The sequence below is a fragment of the Achromobacter marplatensis genome, assembly GCF_049060505.1.
GTDB classification, from domain to species: Bacteria; Pseudomonadota; Gammaproteobacteria; order Burkholderiales; family Burkholderiaceae_B; genus Achromobacter; species Achromobacter marplatensis_A.
In genome coordinates, this window is the sequence record NZ_JBMGRB010000008.1 from 253118 (window position 1) to 272320 (window position 19203).

A 19203-nucleotide genomic window follows, 5' to 3' on the forward strand; every position below is an offset into this window, starting at 1 on the left:
CGGCTCAGAAGTAATTCATCCTGAGCCGGATGGTGATTTGGTAATCGCCTGCTTGGAGCGCGGCGCCCGTGCCGGTCAAGCTAAGCGCGTAGTGCAATGCCAGGTCCCCGGATGACGGCAAGCGCTGTTGCACCGGGACGCCGGGTACGATCTGTTTGCCTTGGCTGTCTTTGATTCGAATCGCGATACCCTTGGCGGACCCGCGGGCCAAGTACCCTTGGCGATCTCCGGTGCCTTCGAACATCAGCGTGAACGTATTGCCGCCGGTGGCGCCGGATTGGGTCTCGTGGGGGCTGCAATTGAGCAGTTGGACTTTGAACGGCTGCTGTAGAGTGGCTTCGCCATTTATCAGCCCGCTGATGACGGCAGGGGCCATGGTGACGGTTTGATCCTTGGATTCCACCCGGAGCGAGCAAGCGGATGTCACAATGGCGCCGTTCATGTTGACCTGTGCCGTCATTGCATGCGCGCTAGCGATATCTGCTACGCAGGCGTTCAGGGCAATCAGCAGAATCAGCAGGCCAGGACGTGAAGCAGACTTGAACCGATGCATCGACTGGTTTCCCCTAGTTCTCCAGAAAGGGCCCGACGCGCGCGAACCTCGCGCGTTTCGGGCAGTTGGATCCCTTAGGGAATTACTGGTAGTTCAGGGTAAAGGTGGCGGCCGTGGTGAAGTCACCCGGAACGATGGCGGAGCCGGTGTCGCCGTCCATGTCGCCTTGCAGGTAGGCCTGGAATTCCAGCACGTTGTCGGCGTAGATCAGCTTGGTAGCCAGCGACGGCGTGTTGGCCTTGATGAGGTTGCCGCGGGCGTCCGCGATAGCCAGGCTGGCGCCAGCAGCGATGCCGCTGGTGAAGGCCAGCAGGTCAGGCTGGGGAACCGACGTTTGGCCGCTGAACGTGGCGGTAACGTTTTTCTTGGCGTCGTCCAGATCGCATTCGGTCAGGCGGATTTGAAAGGCCTTCGGCGTGGACTTGCCGCCGTTTTTCAGCGCGGCATTGGTGATCTTGTCCATTTGCACGGTTTGATTCGCGCTTTCGGCGGCGATCGAGCAAGGGGCTTCGATGATCGAGCCCTTGAAGGTGATCTCGCCGCCATCATTGGCGGCAAAGCTTGCCGAGGAAGCCGCGCCCAGAGTGATCGTTGCGAGGAGCAGGGCCAGTTTATTGAGTTTCATCACGGTGTCCATATTGGAGGGTTGCAGCCTTCAGGACAGCGATCATGTGACGACGCAGTGATACTTGGATCTGCTGCCACATTAGGCTTATTTTCGTCGCTGTCTTTGAGCTGAATTCAGTGTATGAACCGTGGGAATAGGCGAAAATAGGATAGGTAGCAGTCGTTTGTAGGAAATTTCCTAATCGACCCGACGACCGGGTTGTGTTTCTGTGGGAGCTTGCTCTGCGACTAGAATTGGAAATCCCAAAACGTGGCGTTGGCAGGCTGCGGCCTGCGGCGCGACTGCGGATGTTTACTCAAAGGAAGTTCGGTAGCCGACCATGAATACAATCCTGATTGTCGACGACCATCCTCTAGTGCGGCTCGCGGTGCGAATGCTGCTTGAAACGAACGGCTTTAACGTCGTGGGCGAAGTTGGCAACGGCATCGACGCCGTGCAGGCCCTGCGCGATTTGTCTCCCGATGTGGTGATTCTGGACATCGGTATTCCCAAGCTGGACGGCCTGAGCGTCATTGCGCGCATGTTGGCCATCAACCCCGACTGCCACATCCTGGTGCTTACGTCGCAGTCGTCGGAAGCGTTCTGCCATCGTTGCATGCAGGCGGGGGCAAAGGGATTCATCAGCAAGGACGAAGACCTGAACAAGCTGGTCAACGCCATCAAGGCCGTGATGGCGGGCTATAGCGTCTTTCCGTCGATGTCGGTGGCGTCGGAGCATGGACGCCTGTCGGACTCGGACATGGTCAAGCGCCTGTCCGACCGCGAGATGGTGGTGCTGCAATATCTGGCGCAGGGCCGGACGAATAAGGAAATCGGCGAACTGCTCTTGCTTAGCAACAAGACGGTCAGCACCTACAAGACGCGCCTGCTGCAAAAGCTGGGGATGGAATCGGTGCTGGAGCTGGCTGAATTCGCCAAGCGCAACGCCTTGCTTGGCGTGGCGGCTCCCGAGGGCGCGAAAGGCGCTTGAGCCCCCGGGTTGCGTCCAATGGTGGGGTCAGTACGGGCCTTTGCCCGCCGCCACCGTCTTGATGTCTTTGAACTCTCCCGCCAGCTTTTCCGCCGCTCGCGCAAGCAATACGGCGTCCACGCCGACGGCCACGAAGGTGGCTCCCAGCGCCAGGTAGTGCTTGGCCTGCGTGACGCCGCTGTGCAGGATGCCTGCGGCCTTGCCGCTGCGGACGATGCGGGTGATCGCGTCGTCGATGGTCTTCAGGACGTCGGGATGCTCCGGTTGGCCCAGGTAGCCCATGCTGGCCGAGAGATCTGCGGGGCCGATGAAGGCGCCGTCCACCCCGTCGACCGCCAGGATGTCGTCCAGGGCATCGATGCCGCGCGGCGTTTCGATCTGCACCAGCACGCACATCTGGTCATTGGCGCGTTCCAGGTAATCGGGAATGCGGTTCCAGCGCGACGAGCGCGCCAGGGCGCTGCCCACACCCCGGATGCCCGCGGGCGGGTAGCGCACGGCGGCCACGGCGGCCGCCGCTTCATCCGCGGATTGGATCATCGGCACCAGCAGCGTTTGCGCGCCGGTGTCCAGGATCTGCTTGATCTGCACCGGGTCGTTCCAGGCCGGGCGCACGACGGGCGCGACCGGATAAGCCGCCACCGATTGCAATTGCGCCAACGTGGTCTGCAATGTGTTGGGGGCGTGTTCGCCGTCTATCAGCAGCCAGTCGAAGCCGGCGCCTGCGACGATTTCCGAGGTGTAGGCGCTGGCCAGCCCGGCCCACAGGCCGATTTGGGGCTGGCGGTCGCGCAAGGCTTGCTTGAAGGTATTGGTGAGGATGTCCATGGACTGCATGCCGTGTTAAATGAAATGACAGTTGACGGAACCCAGCACGCCGTAATCGACATTGAACGTGTCGCCGGGCCGGGCGGCTACCGGTCGGGTAAAAGACCCCGACAGGATGATCTCTCCGGCCTCCAGCGCCACATCGTGGGCGGCCAGTTTGTTTGCCAGCCATACTACGCCATTGGCGGGGTGATTCAAGACGCCCGCGGCCACGCCGGTTTCCTCGATGATGGCGTTGCGCGACAGGATGGCGCCGATCCAGCGCAGGTCCATGTCGCTGATCTTCACCGGGCGTCCGCCCATCACCACGCCCGCATTGGCGGCGTTGTCCGCGATCGTGTCGAACACCTTGCGCGGACGCTTGGTGTCGGGATCGATACCGTGCGAGCGCGCATCAATGATCTCCAGCGCGGGGATCACGTAGTCGACGGCGTCATACACCTGGAACAGCGTCACGTCGGGGCCTTGCAGGCGCTTGCCCAACACGAAAGCCAGTTCGACTTCCAGGCGCGGCAAGATGAAGCGGCCCGCCGGGATGTTGCTGCCGTCTTCGAAGAACATGTCGTCCAGCAGCATGCCGAAGTCGGGTTCGTCGATCTGGGATGCCTGTTGCATGGCGCGGGACGTCAGCCCTATTTTGTGGCCGCGTTTGACGCGGCCCTCCGCCAGTTTCAGATCCATCCACGCGCGTTGGATGGCGTAGGCGTCGGCAATGCCGATGTCGGGATACTCCAGCGAGATCTGGCGGATCTGCGTGCGGGTGCGTTCGGCGTCGTGCAGGCGCGCGGCGATGGCGCGCACGGTTCGGGTGTCTAGCATCGGGTGTCCAGGGTGAATCAGGAAGGGAAGGGGGCCAGCGTGTTGACGAGTCGTCCCACGCCTTCGATGTCGGTGACCACTTCATCGCCGGCCATGACATTGACGATGCCATCAGGCGTACCCGTCAGGATCAGGTCGCCGGGCGACAACGTCATGAAACTGCTGAAGTACTCGATCAGTGCGGGCACGTCGAACACCATGTCGCGCGTGTTGCCGCGCTGCGTCTCGATGCCGTTGACGGTGGTGCGCAAGTTCAGGTTCATGGGATCGGGCACGTCGTCGCGGTCTACCAGCCATGGGCCCAGCGGCGTGCAGGTGTCGCGGCTCTTGACACGCAAATTGGGGCGATACCAGTTTTCCAGGTAATCGCGTAGCGCGTAGTCGTTGGCGACGGTGTAGCCCGCGACGTAGTCGTAAGCCTGGCCGCGCGTGACGCGGCTTGCGCGTTTGCCGATGACCACTGCCAGCTCGCATTCATAGTGCATGAAGGCGACATCGGCCGGCCGCAAGGTATGCGAACGGTGCCCGATGAACGTGTTGGCCGCCTTCAGAAAACCCAGCGGCTCGTCCGGCGCCTTGAAGGCCAGTTCGCGGGCGTGGTCCGCATAGTTGATGGCAAGCGTGAACGTGGTGCGGGGTTCGATGGGCGGCAGCCAGGCTACGGCTTCTTCGGCCAGGATGCGGCCGTCGGCAAGACGGACAAGCCCGGGCCCGGCTTCGGTCGCCGCGTGGGTGGCGCCCTGGTAAACGATGCGTGCATGCTTCATGGGCGGGCTCCTCAAGCGTTGGCGGCGGCCAGCCGATTGCCCAGCGTGCCGACCCGCGGGATGCGGATGTCATAGCGTTGGCCAGCGCGCAGGCGCGGCGCGTCGTAGGGGGCGCCCACCAACAGCATGTCGCCCGCGTCGAAACTCATGAACTGCGTGACGTCCGCGATCAGCCTGGCAACCGGACGGACCAGGTCGGCCGTGCTGGCCCGCAGCGCCAGGACGCCGTCCACGAGGATGTCGATGTCCAGCGCGTCGGGATCGGCGATGGATGCGGCGGGCGTGAACTCGTGTCCGATGGGGCAGAAGCCATCGCGGCATTTCTGCTTCAGGGCCGGCCGGAAGTAGCTGGCGTGCGGCACGGACAGGTCGGCCACCACGCGGTAGCCCGCCACGTAGTCCAGCGCGTGCGCTTCGTCGACCCGGGTGGCGCGGCGCGAGAACACCACGCCCAGGCACGGGCCGACTTCCACCTCGTCCACGTCGGCTGGCAACGTGATGACGTCGCCGTCCTGCGCATAGGTGTTGGCGGGCTTGATATAGAGCACCGGGGCCTTGGGCGGGGCGTTGTACGGGGGCGCGTCCATGATGCCGCCCAGCGCTTCGAGGGACTGGCGCGTGTTCAGCGCGGCGCCCACCACGGTTCGAGGGGGCGCCGCCAATGCCGCGGCGGCTTGGGCGGCGCGCGCGGCCAGATAGGCGCGGTAGTTGTTGGCTTTGTAATTCAGCACGGGGTCGGCTTCTTCGATCTGCATCGAGATGCCCAACGGCGTCGCAGCCATGTGCGGCGCCAGCGCAGCCGTCAGCGCCTGGAACACCCGTTCGCCCAGCGCCGCCTTCTGCGCGTCGCTACGACCGTGCCCGATGCGCAACACGACATGGACAAAGGCGTTGTCGGGGTGGCCGTCGACAATCAGATAGTCGTCCACGCGCAAGGCTCGCGTGCGGGCGCCAGCTAGCGGAAAGAGGGTGCCGTCGCCGACTGCGGCGTCCTGCACGGTCCGCATCAGCGCGCGCGTGTCCAACTTCAGGTTGCCGGAATACTCAATCCAGATGTGGGGCATATTGCCTCGCTCGGCATATAGTTAGCATGTTAACTATAATAGTGAAAAAGCGCGGAGGCGGCAACGCGCGGGCGGGGCGGGCGGATTCGGGGTTTCCCGCCGTTGACAGCACTTCCGCATCCGCATAACGTTAACGTGTTAATTAAATGGGCGGGACGAGGTTGGCGTCCCGGTCACGCGAAGAGGAGCGCACGTGAGCATCAAACACTGGATCAACGGCAAGCAGGTCGATAGCGCGGACCGCTTCGTCACCTATAACCCGGCTACCGGGGACGCCATTGATGACGTCGCCGCGGGCGGCCAGGCCGAGATCGACGCCGCGGTGTCCGCCGCGGCCGATGCCTTCCCGAAGTGGGCCAATACGCCCGCCAAGGAGCGCGCCCGGCTGATGCGTCGGCTGGGCGAACTGATCGACCAGAATGTGCCGCAGCTGGCCGACCTGGAAACGCGGGACACGGGTTTGCCAATTTCCCAAACCCGCAAGCAGTTGATCCCGCGCGCCGCCGAGAACTTCACTTTCTTCGCTGAAGTTTGCACGCGGATGAACGGCCATACCTACCCGGTCGACGACCAGATGTTGAACTACACGCTGTACCAACCGGTCGGCGTGTGCGCGCTGGTGTCGCCCTGGAACGTGCCGTTCATGACCGCCACCTGGAAGACCGCGCCATGCCTGGCGCTGGGCAATACCGCGGTGTTGAAGATGTCCGAATTGTCGCCGTTGACGGCCGACCAACTGGGCAGGCTGGCACTTGAGGCCGGCATCCCGGCGGGCGTGCTGAACGTGGTGCAGGGCTACGGCGCCACCGCGGGCGACGCATTGGTGCGTCATCCCGGCGTGCGCGCCATCTCTTTCACGGGCGGCACCGTGACCGGCAAGAAAATCCTGGCCAGCGCGGGCGGCATCAAGAAGTACTCGATGGAGCTGGGCGGAAAATCACCGGTCTTGATATTTGACGATGCGGACGTGGAGCGCGCGCTTGACGCCGCGTTGTTCACCATCTTCTCGCTGAACGGCGAACGTTGCACGGCCGGCTCGCGCATTTTCGTCCAACAGGGCATTTACGACGATTTCGTGCGCGCATTTGCCGCGCGCGCCGAACGGTTGGCCGTGGGGGATCCGGCCGACGACGCGACCCACGTGGGCGCGATGATCACGCGTCAGCATTGGGAAAAAGTGACAGGCTACATTCAGTTGGCCGAAACCGAGGGCGCCCGGATTCTGGCGGGCGGCGCGGGCAGGCCCGCGGGGCTGCCTGCCCATTTGGCCGGTGGCAATTTCGTGCGCCCGACGGTGCTGGCCGACGTCGATAACCGCATGCGTTGCGCGCAAGAAGAGATTTTTGGCCCCGTGGCCTGCCTGATTCCGTTCAAGGACGAGGCCGAGGGCCTAGCGCTGGCGAACGACGTGAAATACGGGTTGGCCTCTTACATCTGGACCCGCGACATCGGCCGCGCCCACCGCCTGGCGCGGGGAATCGAGGCGGGCATGGTTTTCATCAACAGCCAGAATGTGCGCGATCTGCGCCAACCCTTTGGTGGTACGAAGGAATCGGGCACGGGGCGAGAGGGTGGGGAATATAGCTATGAGGTGTTCGCCGAAATCAAGAACGTGTGCGTATCGCTGGGTAGCCACCACATCCCGAAATGGGGCGCATAAGCTTCAGCAACCAGGAGACAACCATCATGGGCAAGCTTGTATTGGCGGCCAAGGTGACGCACGTGCCGTCGATGTATCTGTCGGAGCTTCCCGGCAAACATCAAGGCTGCCGAGAGGCGGCCATCCAGGGACACCGCGTCATTGGCCAACGCTGCCGCGACCTGGATGTGGACACGATCGTGGTGCTGGACGTGCATTGGCTGGTCAATGGCGGCTATCACGTGAACGCCAACAGGCGATTCCAGGGGCGCTACACCAGCAACGAGTTGCCGCATTTCATCAAGGATATGGACTACGCCTACCAAGGCAATCCCGAACTGGGACGGCGCATCGCCGAGTGCGCCAACGCGGCCGGCGTGGGCACGCGTTCGCACGAGATCGATAGCCTGGAATTGGAATACGGCACGCTGGTGCCGATGCGCTACATGAACGGCGATGGCCGCTTCAATGTCGTGTCGGTGGCGGCCTGGTGCGCGTGGCATGCGCTGGACGACAGCCGCCGTTTCGGAGCGGCGTTGCGCCAGGCCATCGAGGCCGGCGACAGCCGAGTCGCCGTGCTGGCCAGTGGCTCGTTGTCGCATCGCTTCAACGACAACGGCAGTCCGGAGGCCGCCATGCACCAGATCAGCCGCGAGTTCTATCGCCAGGTGGATTTGCGCGTGGTCGAGCTATGGCGCCAGGGAGACTGGAAGACGTTCTGCGCGATGCTGCCGGAGTACGCCGACCTGTGCGTGGGCGAAGGCGGGATGCACGATACGGCCATGCTGCTGGGGCTGCTGGGCTGGGATGGTTACGACAAGCCGGTGGAGATCGTCACCGATTACTTCACCAGTTCCGGTACCGGGCAGATCAATGCGATCTTCCCGGTGCCGGCGTGAGTCAGGGTTCGCCTGATTCGCGCGAGGCGGGCCCGTCGCGCTTGATCAGGTCAACCATGGCGTCGACGTCGCGGTATAGGCGCTCTAGCAGTTCCTTGCCGATCTTGCCTTCGATTTCCTGGTATTTCGCATCTACCTGCGGGCGCATGCGGTCGATCAGCTTGTTGCTTTTAGGGGTCAGGGATATTTCCTGGCGGCGCTGATCGGCGCTGGAGCGCACGCGCTTGATCAGGCCCTGTTCTTCCATGCCGGCCAGCATGCGAGTCAAGCTGGGGCTGAGGATCTGGCAACTGCGGGCGATCTGGTTGGGTTCCATCGAGCCGACTTCGCTCAAGGTGCGTAAGACGCGCCATTGTTGTTCAGTGACGCCCGCCGCATGCAGAATAGGGCGGAAATGCGCCATCAGAGTTTCGCGCGCGAAAAGCAGCAGATGGGGAAGATTGCGGTGGTGGAAGCTCGGACTCATGGCGGCTATGTTAGCAAGAAGCCGCCCATTTCTTGACCAAATATTTGCGTGCGTCCGGCACGCCACCCCCGATCGGCGCGGGCCGACAGGGGGCTGGGTGGCGGAAGCCGGGTGGCGAAAGTCAGGCCGGGTTTTGCTGCGCCAGTTCGTGCAGGTCGTCCGGCAAGGTCAGGTCAGGCGCGCCCTGTTGCAATTCGCGTAACGCCTGGATGGCTTCGTCCTGCCGGTCGTCTTGGACCAAAGCGCGGATGTGAGCCACGCGGGCTTCGATGTCCTGTTCGCTGAAAGCCACGACTTCCGTGGCCGTGGCGTCGGTTTCTTGCGCCGATTCCGCGGTGGCGGTTTCCAGGGGAACGGCGGCGGACTGCGAGGGGGCGACGGTGTCGTTCGGGGATGCGGAGACGCGCTGGGGGTCAACCGACGTGGCCGGCTTGGCGGCCAGCGCTTCGGTCAATGCCGCCGGGACAGGCGCGCGTTCCGCGCTGGCGCCGCTTTCGTGGGGCGTGGCCAGTTGCGCGTTCATTTCCTGCATGTCGGCGCTTTCGCGCATGTCGGTCCAGGCGAACAGCCCGGCCACCATCGCGGCGCAAGCTGCCGCGGCCCAGCCGGGATGCCAGCTGTGGCCGGGGTGCCAGGTACGGCGCACGGCCGCGTCAAGTTCGGGACTGGTCCCGGGTCTGGGCTTGCGGTACAGGGCGCGCAGATCCCGTTCATCGTCTTCGTCGAAGGGGGGGCGATAGGTAATGCTCATGCGCGTACTCCTCGCGCATACGCCCGGTGGCAGGACGTATCCGCGTTTGACCTTTGCTGGGCGCCGCGCCGGTGGTCCGGCAGTCTCGTCGTGGCTAGGGTCTTGTTCCGGTTTATGCGGCCTCGGCAAAGACCGCAGGGCGATTGCGCCGCGATTCCCATTGCTGCGCCCGTAAAGGGCGGTTGGCGCCGGGTATGCCATCCTGACCGGACGGTTCGACAATGCGCTGCACCCGTTGATTATGCGCGATTTGTAGAAATCCGCCAGGGAATTTCTTCTGTTGGCATGATGTAACTTTGGACTGTCCCTGTTTGTGAAAGGGAAATGACAGATTCGTGCGCCGGTGCGGGGCAATCCAGGCGCGAGCGCGCCTTTTGATGCCTGCCCCGCACGCTGAAAAGACGGGTTGCCGGTACACTTTCGCGCATGGCCAAATCCCGAACCGTATACGTGTGCGCCGACTGTGGCGGCACCACCCCGAAGTGGCAGGGCAAATGCCCGCATTGCAACGCCTGGAACACCCTGGAAGAAACGGTGGAATCGTCGACGCCCGCTGCGGCGGCGCACCGTTACGCGCCGTTGGCCTCGGCCAGCCCGGTGCGCAGCCTGTCCGAAATCGAAGCCCGCGAAACGCCGCGCCAGCCCACCGGACTGGACGAGTTCGATCGGGTGCTGGGCGGCGGCCTGGTGGCCGGCGCGGTCGTGCTGATCGGCGGTGACCCGGGCATCGGCAAGTCAACGTTGCTGCTGCAGGCGCTGGCATCGATGTCCCAGAGCGCCAACGTCCTGTACGTCACAGGCGAAGAATCCGCCGAGCAGGTCGCGTTGCGCGCCCGCCGGCTGGACTTGCAAACCGGCAATGTCAACCTGTTGGCCGAGATCCGGCTGGAGGCCATTCAGGCCGCGGTGTCCGAGCAGAAGCCGACGGTTGCCGTGATCGATTCGATCCAGACCCTGTACAGCGGTGAACTTAGCGCGGCGCCCGGTTCGGTGTCGCAGGTAAGGGAGTGCGCGGCGCAACTGACGCGGCTGGCCAAGCAAACCGGCATTGCCATCGTCATGATCGGCCACGTCACGAAAGACGGTGCGCTGGCGGGCCCTCGTGTGCTGGAGCACATCGTGGACACCGTGCTGTATTTCGAAGGCGACACGCATTCGTCGTTCCGGCTGGTGCGTGCATTCAAGAACCGCTTCGGCGCGGTGAACGAATTGGGTGTCTTCGCGATGACCGACCGCGGCCTGCGCGGCGTGGCCAATCCTTCCGCGCTTTTCCTGTCGCAGCACGAACAGCAGGTGGCCGGTTCCTGCGTGATGGCCACACAAGAAGGCACGCGGCCGTTGCTGGTCGAGATCCAGGCGCTGGTGGACAGTTCCCATGCGCCCAACCCGCGCCGTCTGACGGTTGGCCTGGAAGGCAATCGCCTGGCCATGCTGCTGGCGGTGCTGCATCGGCACGCCGGTGTCACCACTTTCGACCAGGACGTTTTCGTCAATGCGGTGGGCGGGGTGCGCATCACGGAACCCGCGGCGGATTTGCCGGTGCTGCTGGCCATCATGTCGTCGCTGCGCGACAAGCCATTGCCGCGCGGTTTGATCGCTTTCGGCGAGGTCGGATTGGCGGGCGAGATCCGGCCTGCGCCACGTGGGCAGGAACGCTTGCGCGAAGCGGCCAAACTGGGCTTTTCCATTGCGTTGATCCCCAAGGCCAACGCGCCGCGCCAGCCCATCGAAGGCCTGGAAATCTGGGCGGTGGACCGCTTGGACGCCGCGTTGGACAAATTGCGTTGACGTCCCGGTCCGGTCTAAACCGGGCCCCGTCCACTTGAATATCTTTTTTCGAATCGCCCATCCTGGACAAGGCCGGGTCTGCTGGAGCAAGACGTGAGTCTGTTTGTTATTGCCGCGTGCCTGGTCGCGGGTGGCCTGATTGGTTTCATGGGCGGCGTGCTAGGCATCGGAGGCGGACTTATCGCCATCCCGGCATTGGTGCTGTTGATTGGGATGTCTCAGCAACTGGCTCAAGGCACGGCACTGATCATGGTGCTGCCCGCCATCACGATGGCGGTGCGCAAATACAACCAGCAAACGCGCATTGACAAGCGGGTGGCCGCGGCGGGCGCGGCGGGCGCCGTGGTCTTTACCTGGGTGGGGGCGCGACTGGCCTTGGGCATCGATTCCAGCGTGCTGCGCCAGAGCTTCGCTGTGTTCCTGTTCTTCATTGCCTTGTTCTACGTCTGGCAGACCTGGCGTGCCGCGCGTCCCGCAGCGCGGCGTCCGCAGGCCGACAAGGGGCCGGCTCCCGTTTTCACGCCGCGTCGCGCCAGCGTGCTGGGCATACTGTGCGGCACGTTGGGCGGGTTCTTCGGCGTGGGCGGCGCGGTGCTGGCGGTGCCCATCATCACGTCGGTCTTCCGCTTACCGCAGACCACCGCGCAAGCCTTGGCGCTTAGCATGGTGATTCCAGGGTCGACCATTGCCTTGATCACCTACGCGTGGGCGGGGCAAGCGGACTGGATGGTCGGTTTGCCGCTGGCTATCGGCAGCCTGCTGTTCGTGCCAGTCGGCGTGAAGCTGGCCTACCGTCTCCCTGAACGCAAGCTGAGAATCTGCTTCGCGGTGATGCTGTTCGCAACGGTCGCGCTGCTGGCGTTCGAGGCGTAGGAAGGATGGAGCGCCAGCTTCCTTGACGTAGGATGGGTGGAGCGCGAGCGTTCTTAACGTAGGATGGGTGGAGCGCGAGCGTTCTTAAGCAAGAATATTGCTGCCAAGCGCGCGCAACCCATCAAGCAGCGGTGAATTCCTAGCCGCTTTTCCTACAGCGCAACCGCTGCTTGATGGGTTGCGCGCGCTGTGCTTTCGCGTCCTGCTTCACAGCTTCTCGCGCTCCACCCATCCTACGATCTTCTACCGCCTCACGCGTCGCCCCGTTGCGCAGCGGCGGTTATCTATTTCCAAGCGTTAGCGTCCGCAATTTTGTGGTTCGGGGTTGAACCTTCTTGAGGGGCCCCCTTCAAACGGAGTACGGGGTAAGCGGCGATGTTGCCGCCCCGTGTCGGAAAAGGCTTTGGCCTTTTATATTCAGGAGTTCATGAAATGACGACTCACTCCCGTATTGCTGCGTTCTTGTCCACCTCGGCCTTGTGCCTCGGTCTTGCTGCTGCGCCTTCGGCGTTCGCGGCGGGCGCCGAAGCATCGGCCAAGGCGGGCGATACCAAGACCCAGGCGCAGCACAAGCATCACAAGTCTGACAAGACGTCCGCCAAGCCGGCGGCCGCCAAATCGGGCACGGCATCGAAGATGGACCATTCCGGCGCCACGACGCCGGCGAAGTAGGCAAGGGGCTGTAAAGCCCGAAAAGTAGTTCCTTTGCAGAAAGACTGCCGGCTCCGCGGGACCGGAAAGTCGAAAGCCTCTCGGTATGGGCACCGAGAGGCTTTTTCGTTTCTACCGTGGCGCAAGGCGCTTTATTCCACCGGGGTGATCACGCGGCCGGTGTCGAAGTAGGCCTGAAGGTTTTCCAGCATCAGGTTTTCCATCGCAAGGCGCGTCTCCAGCGTGGCGCTGCCGATGTGCGGCAGCACGACGGCGTTGTCGCTCTGGGCCAAGGCCTCCGGCACCTTGGGCTCATGTTCGAACACGTCCAGCGCGGCGCAGCCCAGCTTGCCGGATTCCAATGCGGCTACCAGGGCGGTCTCGTCGATGACCGGCCCGCGCGCGATGTTGACGATGATGCCCTTGGGACCCAGCGCTTCCAGTACCGGCTGGTTCACCAGATGGCGCGTGCTGGGGCCGCCCACCGTGGCCACGATCAGGAAGTCCGCCCACTTGGCCAGATCGACCAGCGAGGCCTCGTAGCCGTAGGCGATGTCGTCGCGCTTGCGGCGGTTGTGATAACGCACCTGCATGTCGAATCCGATGCCGCGCTTGGCGATCGCTTCACCGATCCGACCCAGGCCCACGATGCCCAGCTTCTTACCGCTGACGCGTTGGCCCAGCGGGATGCTGCCGTGCACTTGGCCCCACTGGCCGGCGCGCACGAATCGTTCGCCCTGGCCCATGCGACGGGCGCCGGCGATCAAGAGGCCCCAGGCCAGATCCGCCACGCAGTCCGTCAACACGTCTGGTGTATTGCTGACCTGCACGCTGCGCTTTCGGGCGGCGTCCACGTCGATGGTCTCGTAGCCCACGCCCCAGCTGCAGATGGCTTTCAGGTCCGGCAGCGCGTTGATGAGTTCGGCGTTGGCGCCGAAGTTTGCCGACGTGACGACCGCCGTGATGCCTTTGCCGTGCTCGGCCAACGCGGCCTGGCGGTCGGGGAATTTCCATAGCTCGACAACGTCGTACCGGTCGGCGAGGTGCTTGTTGGCGGAGGGGGAGCCGGCCAGCGAGCCGACCTGGATGATGCGATGCTTAGTGGTCATGTTGTCGTACGGGTGGGTGGCGAAAATGGTCATGCTACTTGATTCGGCTTTGAAAATTGCTGAGGGGATGCCCGCAGGCACCCCCTCGCGTGTTCCCTATTTTGCTTTCATACGGTTATTCCAGCTGGATGTTGGCCTTCTGGATGACGTCCTTCCAGCGCTTGACCTCGCCTTGCTGGAATGCCGTGAACTGCTGCGGCGTATTCGCGACGACTTCGAAGCCCAGGCCTTGCAGGGTCTGCTGGGTTTTCGGGTCGCGCAACGCGGTCTGCAGCGCCTTCGACAGTTGCTGCACGACCGCCGGCGGGGTGCCCTTGGGCACGGCGAAGCCTTGCCAGGAGTACACCACCATGTCCTTGATACCGGCCTCGCTCAGCGTGGGCACGTCGGGCAAGTCGGGCGCGCGCGCATCGCCGGTGATGGCCAGGGCCTTCAGCTTGCCGGCCTTGATGTGATTCTGCACCGCGCCCAGGTTCTGGAACGACACATTGACCTGTCCGCCGATCAAGTCCGCGATGGCCGCGCCGCCTCCTTTGTAGGGGACATCCACGCCCGTGCTGCCCGTGCGCTGGCGGAACAGCACGGCGGACAGGTGGTCGGACGAGCCCGTGCCCGACGACGCGTAGGAGACGCTGCCGGGATGCTTCTTCGCATAGTCGACCAGTTCGGCGACGGTGCCGGCGGGAAAGGAGGTGGCGGCGACCAGCACGTTGGGATTGCGCACCGCCTGCGTCAGGTATTCAAAATCCTTGCTGGGGTTATACGACAGGTTCTTGTAAAGCGCTTCGTTGATGGCGAACGTGCCAATCGAACCCACCATCATGGTGTAGCCGTCGGGCGTGCTGCGAGCCAGGGCCTGCGCGCCGATGGCGCTGTTGGCGCCCGGCTTGTTCTCGACCACGAAGGTCTGGCCCAGCAGTTTCGACAGCGCGGGCGTGACCGAGCGTGCGGTAATGTCGGATGAGCCGCCCGGCACGAAGGGAACAATCATGGTGATGGGTTTTTCGGGGTAGCCGGCGGCCTGGACCGCCGGCCCGCCAAGCAGGGCGGCGCCCGCCGCAATGGCGCAGATCAGTTTATTCATGGTGTCTCCTGGTTCGCGTGATGCTGGGAAGCCCGCCGCTCACGCGTTGCGCGCGGGCCTGGATCTGCGCCAGGTCAGTCGACCTTGGCGCCGGATGTTTTCACGACTTCCGCCCACTTCACGGTCTCTTGCGCCATGAACTGTTTGAATTGCGTTGGGGTGTTGCCCGAGGGCGTGGCGCCCTGGGCCTGCAGTTGCGCGCGCACCGGCTCTTGCCGCAGCGCGGCCGCCACGTCGCGCTGGATCTTGTCGACGATGGCGGGCGGCGTGCCCGCAGGCGCCAGCAACCCGAACCAGCTGGAGGCCTCGTACCCTTTCACGCCGGCTTCGGCCAGCGTCGGCACATCGGGCAACGCCGGCGAACGCGCGGTCGTGGTGACCGCCAACGGCCGCAGCTTGCCGCCCTTGATGTAGCCCATGGACGACGGCAAGTTGTCGAAGATCAGGTCGGCGGAGCCGCCCATCACGTCTGTCAGTGCGGGGCTGCTGCCCTTGTACGGCACGTGCGTCATGCGCGTGCCCGTCATGCTCTGGAACAGTTCGCCCGACAGGTGGGTGGACGTGCCGTTGCCGGTGGACGCCATGTTGACGGTGTCGGGATTGGCCTTCAGGTACTTGATCAGATCCGCCACGGTGCGGATGCCGTGCTTGTCGGCGAACTTGGGATTCAGTTCAAGAATGTTCGGTACCGGGATGACGAGCGTCACGGGCACGAAATCTCTGACCGGGTCATAGGGCAGCTTGGCGTAGACGGACTGATTGATCGCATGCGTGCTGACGGTGCCCATCAGCAACGTGTAGCCGTCGGCCGGCGCGCGCGCCGCCTCGGCCGAACCGACGTTGCCGCCCGCGCCCGCCTTGTTGTCCACCACGACGGACTTGTTCCAGCTCTTGCCCAATTCGGCCGCCACGACACGCGCGGCAATGTCCGCCGTGCCGCCGGCGGGGAAAGGCACGATGATCTTCACGTCGCGTTCGGGGTAGTCGGCCAGCGCGGGGGCCGCCGGAAGCAGGAAGGCGGTGGCCGTCAGCATGGCGGCGGTAAACAGCCGGCTGCGCAGGGGAGCTGCTTGCATGGAACGTGTCTCCTTGGTGTGCGCGTGGCCGCGCATCGTTTGTGGGGAATTCCAACCCGGGCGTGGCCCGGGCTTGAAGCCGCAAGGCGCGCGCGGCACCCTGCGTTTTGCTGCCGTTCTACTTGTAAAACAAATATAGGTATTGAGGTTATGGTTGTCAACCAAGTATACTTTTTTCACCTTACTCATCTAACAACTGGATCAGCCAGGAGCCCCGTCCATGAAAACTTCCCCGGTATCCGCCCAGGACTTGCAGCGTTCGGTCATCGCCGTGCCGCCGTTGGCCCGCCACGACGACCTTTCCCTGAACGAAGCCGCCAACAAGGCGTTGCTGGGCCACCTGGAAGCCGGCGGCGTGCGCAACGTGATGTATGGCGGCAACGCCAATTTCTATAACGCGGCGGTCAGTGAATACGCGCGCATCGTTGACATGCTGGCGGGCCTGGCAGGGTCGGATACGTGGATACTGCCGTCGGTCGGCCCCGACTACGGCAAGATGATGGACCAGGCGGCGATCCTGCGTTCGCGCGCCTTCCCCACGGCGATGCTGCTGCCTATGTCGTTCCCGTACACCGACGCCGGGCTGGCGGACGGCGTGCGGCGTTTCACCGACGCGTTGGGCAAGCCGGCCGTGGTCTACATCAAGTCGGCGGATTATCTGGCGCCGGAGACGGCCGCGCGCCTGATCGAGGAAGGCCGCATCGTCGCTTTCAAGTACGCGGTCGTGCGTGACGACCCCTTGAAAGATCCGTACCTGTCGTCCTTGTTGCAGGCGGTGGATGCGCGCTGGGTCGTCAGCGGCATCGGCGAACGCCCGGCCATCGTCCATTACCGCGACTTTGGGCTGAAGAGCTTCACGTCGGGCTCGGTATGCGTGGCGCCGCGCGGATCGATGCGCCTGCTTCATCTGCTGCGTGAAGGCCGCTACGACGACGCCGAGGCCGTGCGCGAGCACTACCTGGGCCTGGAGGATTGCCGCGACGGCATCAGCCCGATCCGCGTGCTGCATGACGCCGTGACCTTGTCCGGCGTGGCGGACATGGGTCCCATGCTGCCGTTGCTGACCGGCATTTCCAGCGCGGAACGCGAACGCGTGGCGCCCGTGGCGCGCGCATTGGCGGCATGGGACAAGGAAGCCGTGGCGGCCTGACCTTGAACGCCACGGCCGCGCGCCTCCCGTCGGACCGCCTGTTGGCGGTACGATGGGCGCTGTTCACGGAATGGTGAGCAGGCCTAAGTATTCAGGAGGTTTCGTGGCCCGATCCAAAGCATCAACGTCATCCGAGCCGCAGGCGCCCGTCGATTCCGAGGCGCCGGGTTCGCCCCCGCTTGAACGCGGGCACCGGGTGCGGCTGGCGGATCAGGTCTACGGGCAGGTTTTCGAACAGATCGTGTCCGGCGGCTTGAATGTCGGCGACAAACTGCCCTCTGAAAACGAGATTTCGGAACGTTTTGGCGTATCGCGGCCCGTCGTGCGCGAAGCGTTGCTGCGTTTGCGCGCCGATGGCCTGATCACCGCGCACCAGGGGCTGGGCACCTTCGTCAGCCATCAGCCCGCGCCACGTCTGAAGACCTTCAACGACGTGCAGAATGTCAGCGCCTATCTACGGGCGCAAGAGGTGCGGGTGGCGCTGGAAGGCGATGCGGCCCGGCTGGCCGCGTTGCGCCGCACGGACGAACAATTGAAGAAGATCGCCGATGCGCACGCGGCGTTCGCCGACAGCCTGACGCACGGCCAGGTCTCGCCCGAGGCCGACTTGGCGTTTCACGCCAGCATCGCCGAAGCCAGCGGCAACGACTTCTATCTGGGGGTGCTGGAGAGCATCCACGAATCCATCAACGGTTTCATGCGGCTGACCTTGAGCTTGACGCGGACCGGTTCGCGGCAGCGCGCCCAACGCGTCGTGGACGAGCACGCGACCATCCTGGACGCCATCCGCGAACAGGACAGCGAGCGCGCCCGCGTCGCCATGCAGTTCCATCTGGGGCAGGCGCGCCATCGGCTGGTGGACCGCGAGCGCGACTGACATCAACAACAACGGAGGCAACGAGTGCAAGCGAATGGAACAATAGCGAAGACCGTGCCGGTCGAGCAGGTCCGCGAACAGATCCTGCAGGTATTGCAAGCCTGGGGTATGGACGAAGATCTGGCGCACACCACGGCCGGCCTGATGGCGCAGACCGACCTGCTGGGCATTGATTCGCATGGCATTTCGATGCTGCCGTCTTACGAGGAGAAACTGCGCGCGGGTTCTTTGCGCCTGGACGCGCGGGCGCGGATCGTGCGCGACGGCGGGGCCAGCGCGTTGATCGATGGCATGGGCGGGCTGGGCTACCCGGTGGCGTCGCAGGCCATGCACCTGGCGGTCGATAAGGCCCTTGAACATGGCGTGGGCGCGGTGTCGGTCTGCAATTCGCATCATTTCGGCGCGGCCGGCGTGTATGCGCGCATCGCGGTGCAGCGCGGCGTGGTCGGCCTCGTTACCAGCAGCGCCAATGGCATCATCATGGTGCCCACGCGCGGCGCCATGCCCATGCTGGGCACCAATCCCATCGCATTCGGCGCGCCCGCGGCCCATAACGAACCGTTCGTCCTGGACATGGCGACGACCACGGTCGCGGCCAACAAAGTCAAGGTCTACGACTTTCTGGACAAGCCGCTGCCGCCGGGATGGGCGGTCGACGGGCAGGGCGGGGCGGTCACCGATGCCGACGCCGCGATGCAGTTCATCTTCAAGCACCCCGAAGGCGGCCTGACGCCATTGGGCGGCACTGCCGTGATGAGCAGCCACAAGGGCTACGGCCTGGCGATGATGGCGCAGATTCTGGGCGGAACGCTCAGCGGCAGTGCCTTCGCGGCCCGCCGCGCGCCGACCCGCCGCCCCGGAGAGCCGGACGACGTCGGGCATTTCTTCCTGGCGCTGAACCCCGATGCGTTCCGCGCCGCCGGTTCGTTCGAATCCGATATGGACGACATGATCGACGCGCTGCACGACACGCCGCCCGCCAACGCGGACGAACCGGTGTTGGTGGCTGGCGAACCGGAAGCGGCCGAACGCGCACGCCGGCTGCGCCAGGGCATCCCGATTTCGGCCGCGTTGGCCGAGCGCCTGCGCGGCATCTGCGAACGTGCTGGCACGCCGTATCTGCTGGAAGATAGTTGAATCGGCTGTTGCGGCCTGCCGCGGCGAGCGATAAGCACAGACCCGGACACCGGGCGATAACGCGATAAAAACCA

At 64.2% G+C, this 19203-nt stretch carries 20 protein-coding genes; 9 read left to right on the plus strand and 11 right to left on the minus strand.

What is annotated here, in order from left to right; genetic code table 11:
* Positions 1 to 4: 4 nt before the first annotated feature.
* Together ACI0FO_RS20775 and ACI0FO_RS20780 are read right to left on the minus strand one after the other, a co-directional pair.
* Positions 5 to 553, minus strand: coding sequence for a fimbrial protein (locus ACI0FO_RS20775; protein ID WP_416029722.1), 549 nt, complete (start codon positions 551 to 553; stop codon positions 5 to 7).
* 82 nt (positions 554 to 635) lie between these two features.
* Positions 636 to 1178: a fimbrial protein gene (locus tag ACI0FO_RS20780; protein ID WP_416029724.1), complete on the minus strand. Its 543-nt coding sequence runs from the start codon at positions 1176 to 1178 to the stop codon at positions 636 to 638.
* A 322-nt stretch (positions 1179 to 1500) separates the two neighbouring features.
* On the opposite strand from ACI0FO_RS20780, the gene ACI0FO_RS20785 reads away from it, so the two are divergent.
* Positions 1501 to 2151 (plus strand): response regulator, encoded by a 651-nt coding sequence (locus ACI0FO_RS20785; protein WP_416029726.1) that lies wholly within the window; start codon positions 1501 to 1503, stop codon positions 2149 to 2151.
* A 27-nt stretch (positions 2152 to 2178) separates the two neighbouring features.
* Here the strand turns inward: ACI0FO_RS20785 and hpaI are convergent, their stop codons facing one another.
* From hpaI to ACI0FO_RS20805, 4 genes are read right to left on the minus strand one after another with little or no spacing between them, the layout of a single operon-like run.
* Positions 2179 to 2979 carry a 4-hydroxy-2-oxoheptanedioate aldolase gene (gene hpaI / locus ACI0FO_RS20790; RefSeq protein WP_416029728.1) on the minus strand — a complete coding sequence of 267 codons (801 nt, stop codon included), beginning with the start codon at positions 2977 to 2979 and terminating at the stop codon, positions 2179 to 2181.
* 15 nt (positions 2980 to 2994) lie between these two features.
* The gene (hpaH, locus tag ACI0FO_RS20795; protein ID WP_416029730.1) at positions 2995 to 3798 is read right to left on the minus strand and encodes a 2-oxo-hept-4-ene-1,7-dioate hydratase; all 804 of its coding nucleotides are present in this window, start codon (positions 3796 to 3798) and stop codon (positions 2995 to 2997) included.
* Positions 3799 to 3815: 17 nt separating this feature from the next.
* Positions 3816 to 4565, minus strand: coding sequence for a fumarylacetoacetate hydrolase family protein (locus ACI0FO_RS20800; protein ID WP_416029732.1), 750 nt, complete (start codon positions 4563 to 4565; stop codon positions 3816 to 3818).
* 11 nt (positions 4566 to 4576) lie between these two features.
* Positions 4577 to 5629, minus strand: a complete 1053-nt coding sequence (locus ACI0FO_RS20805; RefSeq protein ID WP_416029734.1) for a fumarylacetoacetate hydrolase family protein — start codon at positions 5627 to 5629, stop codon at positions 4577 to 4579.
* A 193-nt stretch (positions 5630 to 5822) separates the two neighbouring features.
* On the opposite strand from ACI0FO_RS20805, the gene hpaE reads away from it, so the two are divergent.
* Positions 5823 to 7289, plus strand: a complete 1467-nt coding sequence (hpaE, locus tag ACI0FO_RS20810; protein WP_416029736.1) for a 5-carboxymethyl-2-hydroxymuconate semialdehyde dehydrogenase — start codon at positions 5823 to 5825, stop codon at positions 7287 to 7289.
* Positions 7290 to 7315: 26 nt separating this feature from the next.
* Positions 7316 to 8167, plus strand: a complete 852-nt coding sequence (gene hpaD, locus ACI0FO_RS20815; protein ID WP_416029738.1) for a 3,4-dihydroxyphenylacetate 2,3-dioxygenase — start codon at positions 7316 to 7318, stop codon at positions 8165 to 8167.
* Between the two features lies 1 nt (position 8168).
* On the opposite strand, the gene hpaR is transcribed toward hpaD, so the two are convergent.
* Complete coding sequence (gene hpaR, locus ACI0FO_RS20820) at positions 8169 to 8633, minus strand: homoprotocatechuate degradation operon regulator HpaR (protein ID WP_416029740.1); 465 nt, start codon at positions 8631 to 8633, stop codon at positions 8169 to 8171.
* A 121-nt stretch (positions 8634 to 8754) separates the two neighbouring features.
* Positions 8755 to 9384, minus strand: coding sequence for a hypothetical protein (locus ACI0FO_RS20825; RefSeq protein WP_416029741.1), 630 nt, complete (start codon positions 9382 to 9384; stop codon positions 8755 to 8757).
* A 426-nt stretch (positions 9385 to 9810) separates the two neighbouring features.
* Here ACI0FO_RS20825 and radA point away from each other — a divergent pair, with 426 nt between their 5' ends.
* The 3 genes from radA (at position 9811) to ACI0FO_RS20840 (ending at position 12717) form a co-directional block, all read left to right on the plus strand.
* Positions 9811 to 11172 carry a DNA repair protein RadA gene (gene radA, locus ACI0FO_RS20830; RefSeq protein ID WP_416029743.1) on the plus strand — a complete coding sequence of 454 codons (1362 nt, stop codon included), beginning with the start codon at positions 9811 to 9813 and terminating at the stop codon, positions 11170 to 11172.
* A 93-nt stretch (positions 11173 to 11265) separates the two neighbouring features.
* Entirely contained in the window at positions 11266 to 12045 is a 780-nt protein-coding gene (locus ACI0FO_RS20835) for a sulfite exporter TauE/SafE family protein (RefSeq protein WP_416029744.1), read from the plus strand.
* Positions 12046 to 12477: 432 nt separating this feature from the next.
* Positions 12478 to 12717, plus strand: coding sequence for a hypothetical protein (locus ACI0FO_RS20840; protein ID WP_416029746.1), 240 nt, complete (start codon positions 12478 to 12480; stop codon positions 12715 to 12717).
* A 131-nt stretch (positions 12718 to 12848) separates the two neighbouring features.
* On the opposite strand, the gene ACI0FO_RS20845 is transcribed toward ACI0FO_RS20840, so the two are convergent.
* The 3 genes from ACI0FO_RS20845 to ACI0FO_RS20855 all read right to left on the minus strand — a co-directional run bounded on the left by ACI0FO_RS20845 (position 12849) and on the right by ACI0FO_RS20855 (position 15965).
* Positions 12849 to 13805, minus strand: coding sequence for a 2-hydroxyacid dehydrogenase (locus tag ACI0FO_RS20845; protein WP_416029860.1), 957 nt, complete (start codon positions 13803 to 13805; stop codon positions 12849 to 12851).
* A gap of 115 nt (positions 13806 to 13920) precedes the next feature.
* The gene (locus tag ACI0FO_RS20850; protein ID WP_416029747.1) at positions 13921 to 14889 is read right to left on the minus strand and encodes a Bug family tripartite tricarboxylate transporter substrate binding protein; all 969 of its coding nucleotides are present in this window, start codon (positions 14887 to 14889) and stop codon (positions 13921 to 13923) included.
* Positions 14890 to 14963: 74 nt separating this feature from the next.
* Complete coding sequence (locus tag ACI0FO_RS20855) at positions 14964 to 15965, minus strand: Bug family tripartite tricarboxylate transporter substrate binding protein (protein ID WP_416029749.1); 1002 nt, start codon at positions 15963 to 15965, stop codon at positions 14964 to 14966.
* A 220-nt stretch (positions 15966 to 16185) separates the two neighbouring features.
* Between ACI0FO_RS20855 and ACI0FO_RS20860 the strand changes: the two genes are divergently transcribed.
* The 3 genes from ACI0FO_RS20860 to ACI0FO_RS20870 all read left to right on the plus strand — a co-directional run bounded on the left by ACI0FO_RS20860 (position 16186) and on the right by ACI0FO_RS20870 (position 19129).
* Positions 16186 to 17115, plus strand: coding sequence for a dihydrodipicolinate synthase family protein (locus ACI0FO_RS20860; protein WP_416029750.1), 930 nt, complete (start codon positions 16186 to 16188; stop codon positions 17113 to 17115).
* A 70-nt stretch (positions 17116 to 17185) separates the two neighbouring features.
* Positions 17186 to 17992, plus strand: a complete 807-nt coding sequence (locus tag ACI0FO_RS20865) for a FadR/GntR family transcriptional regulator (protein WP_416029752.1) — start codon at positions 17186 to 17188, stop codon at positions 17990 to 17992.
* A 24-nt stretch (positions 17993 to 18016) separates the two neighbouring features.
* Complete coding sequence (locus ACI0FO_RS20870) at positions 18017 to 19129, plus strand: Ldh family oxidoreductase (RefSeq protein ID WP_416029753.1); 1113 nt, start codon at positions 18017 to 18019, stop codon at positions 19127 to 19129.
* Positions 19130 to 19203 lie beyond the last annotated feature (74 nt).

What these genes read in the sequence shown, in the direction of transcription:
- ACI0FO_RS20845 (WP_416029860.1), bottom strand. Translation starts at nt 13,805, where the DNA reads ATGACCACTAAGCATCGCATCATCCAGGTCGGCTCGCTGGCCGGCTCC.
- ACI0FO_RS20855 (WP_416029749.1), bottom strand. Translation starts at nt 15,965, where the DNA reads ATGCAAGCAGCTCCCCTGCGCAGCCGGCTGTTTACCGCCGCCATGCTG.
- radA (WP_416029743.1), top strand. Translation starts at nt 9,811, where the DNA reads ATGGCCAAATCCCGAACCGTATACGTGTGCGCCGACTGTGGCGGCACC.
- ACI0FO_RS20840 (WP_416029746.1), top strand. Translation starts at nt 12,478, where the DNA reads ATGACGACTCACTCCCGTATTGCTGCGTTCTTGTCCACCTCGGCCTTG.
- hpaD (WP_416029738.1), top strand. Translation starts at nt 7,316, where the DNA reads ATGGGCAAGCTTGTATTGGCGGCCAAGGTGACGCACGTGCCGTCGATG.
- ACI0FO_RS20865 (WP_416029752.1), top strand. Translation starts at nt 17,186, where the DNA reads ATGGTGAGCAGGCCTAAGTATTCAGGAGGTTTCGTGGCCCGATCCAAA.
- hpaR (WP_416029740.1), bottom strand. Translation starts at nt 8,633, where the DNA reads ATGAGTCCGAGCTTCCACCACCGCAATCTTCCCCATCTGCTGCTTTTC.
- hpaH (WP_416029730.1), bottom strand. Translation starts at nt 3,798, where the DNA reads ATGCTAGACACCCGAACCGTGCGCGCCATCGCCGCGCGCCTGCACGAC.
- ACI0FO_RS20785 (WP_416029726.1), top strand. Translation starts at nt 1,501, where the DNA reads ATGAATACAATCCTGATTGTCGACGACCATCCTCTAGTGCGGCTCGCG.
- ACI0FO_RS20860 (WP_416029750.1), top strand. Translation starts at nt 16,186, where the DNA reads ATGAAAACTTCCCCGGTATCCGCCCAGGACTTGCAGCGTTCGGTCATC.
- ACI0FO_RS20800 (WP_416029732.1), bottom strand. Translation starts at nt 4,565, where the DNA reads ATGAAGCATGCACGCATCGTTTACCAGGGCGCCACCCACGCGGCGACC.
- ACI0FO_RS20780 (WP_416029724.1), bottom strand. Translation starts at nt 1,178, where the DNA reads ATGAAACTCAATAAACTGGCCCTGCTCCTCGCAACGATCACTCTGGGC.
- ACI0FO_RS20850 (WP_416029747.1), bottom strand. Translation starts at nt 14,889, where the DNA reads ATGAATAAACTGATCTGCGCCATTGCGGCGGGCGCCGCCCTGCTTGGC.
- ACI0FO_RS20775 (WP_416029722.1), bottom strand. Translation starts at nt 553, where the DNA reads ATGCATCGGTTCAAGTCTGCTTCACGTCCTGGCCTGCTGATTCTGCTG.
- ACI0FO_RS20805 (WP_416029734.1), bottom strand. Translation starts at nt 5,629, where the DNA reads ATGCCCCACATCTGGATTGAGTATTCCGGCAACCTGAAGTTGGACACG.
- ACI0FO_RS20825 (WP_416029741.1), bottom strand. Translation starts at nt 9,384, where the DNA reads ATGAGCATTACCTATCGCCCCCCCTTCGACGAAGACGATGAACGGGAT.
- hpaI (WP_416029728.1), bottom strand. Translation starts at nt 2,979, where the DNA reads ATGGACATCCTCACCAATACCTTCAAGCAAGCCTTGCGCGACCGCCAG.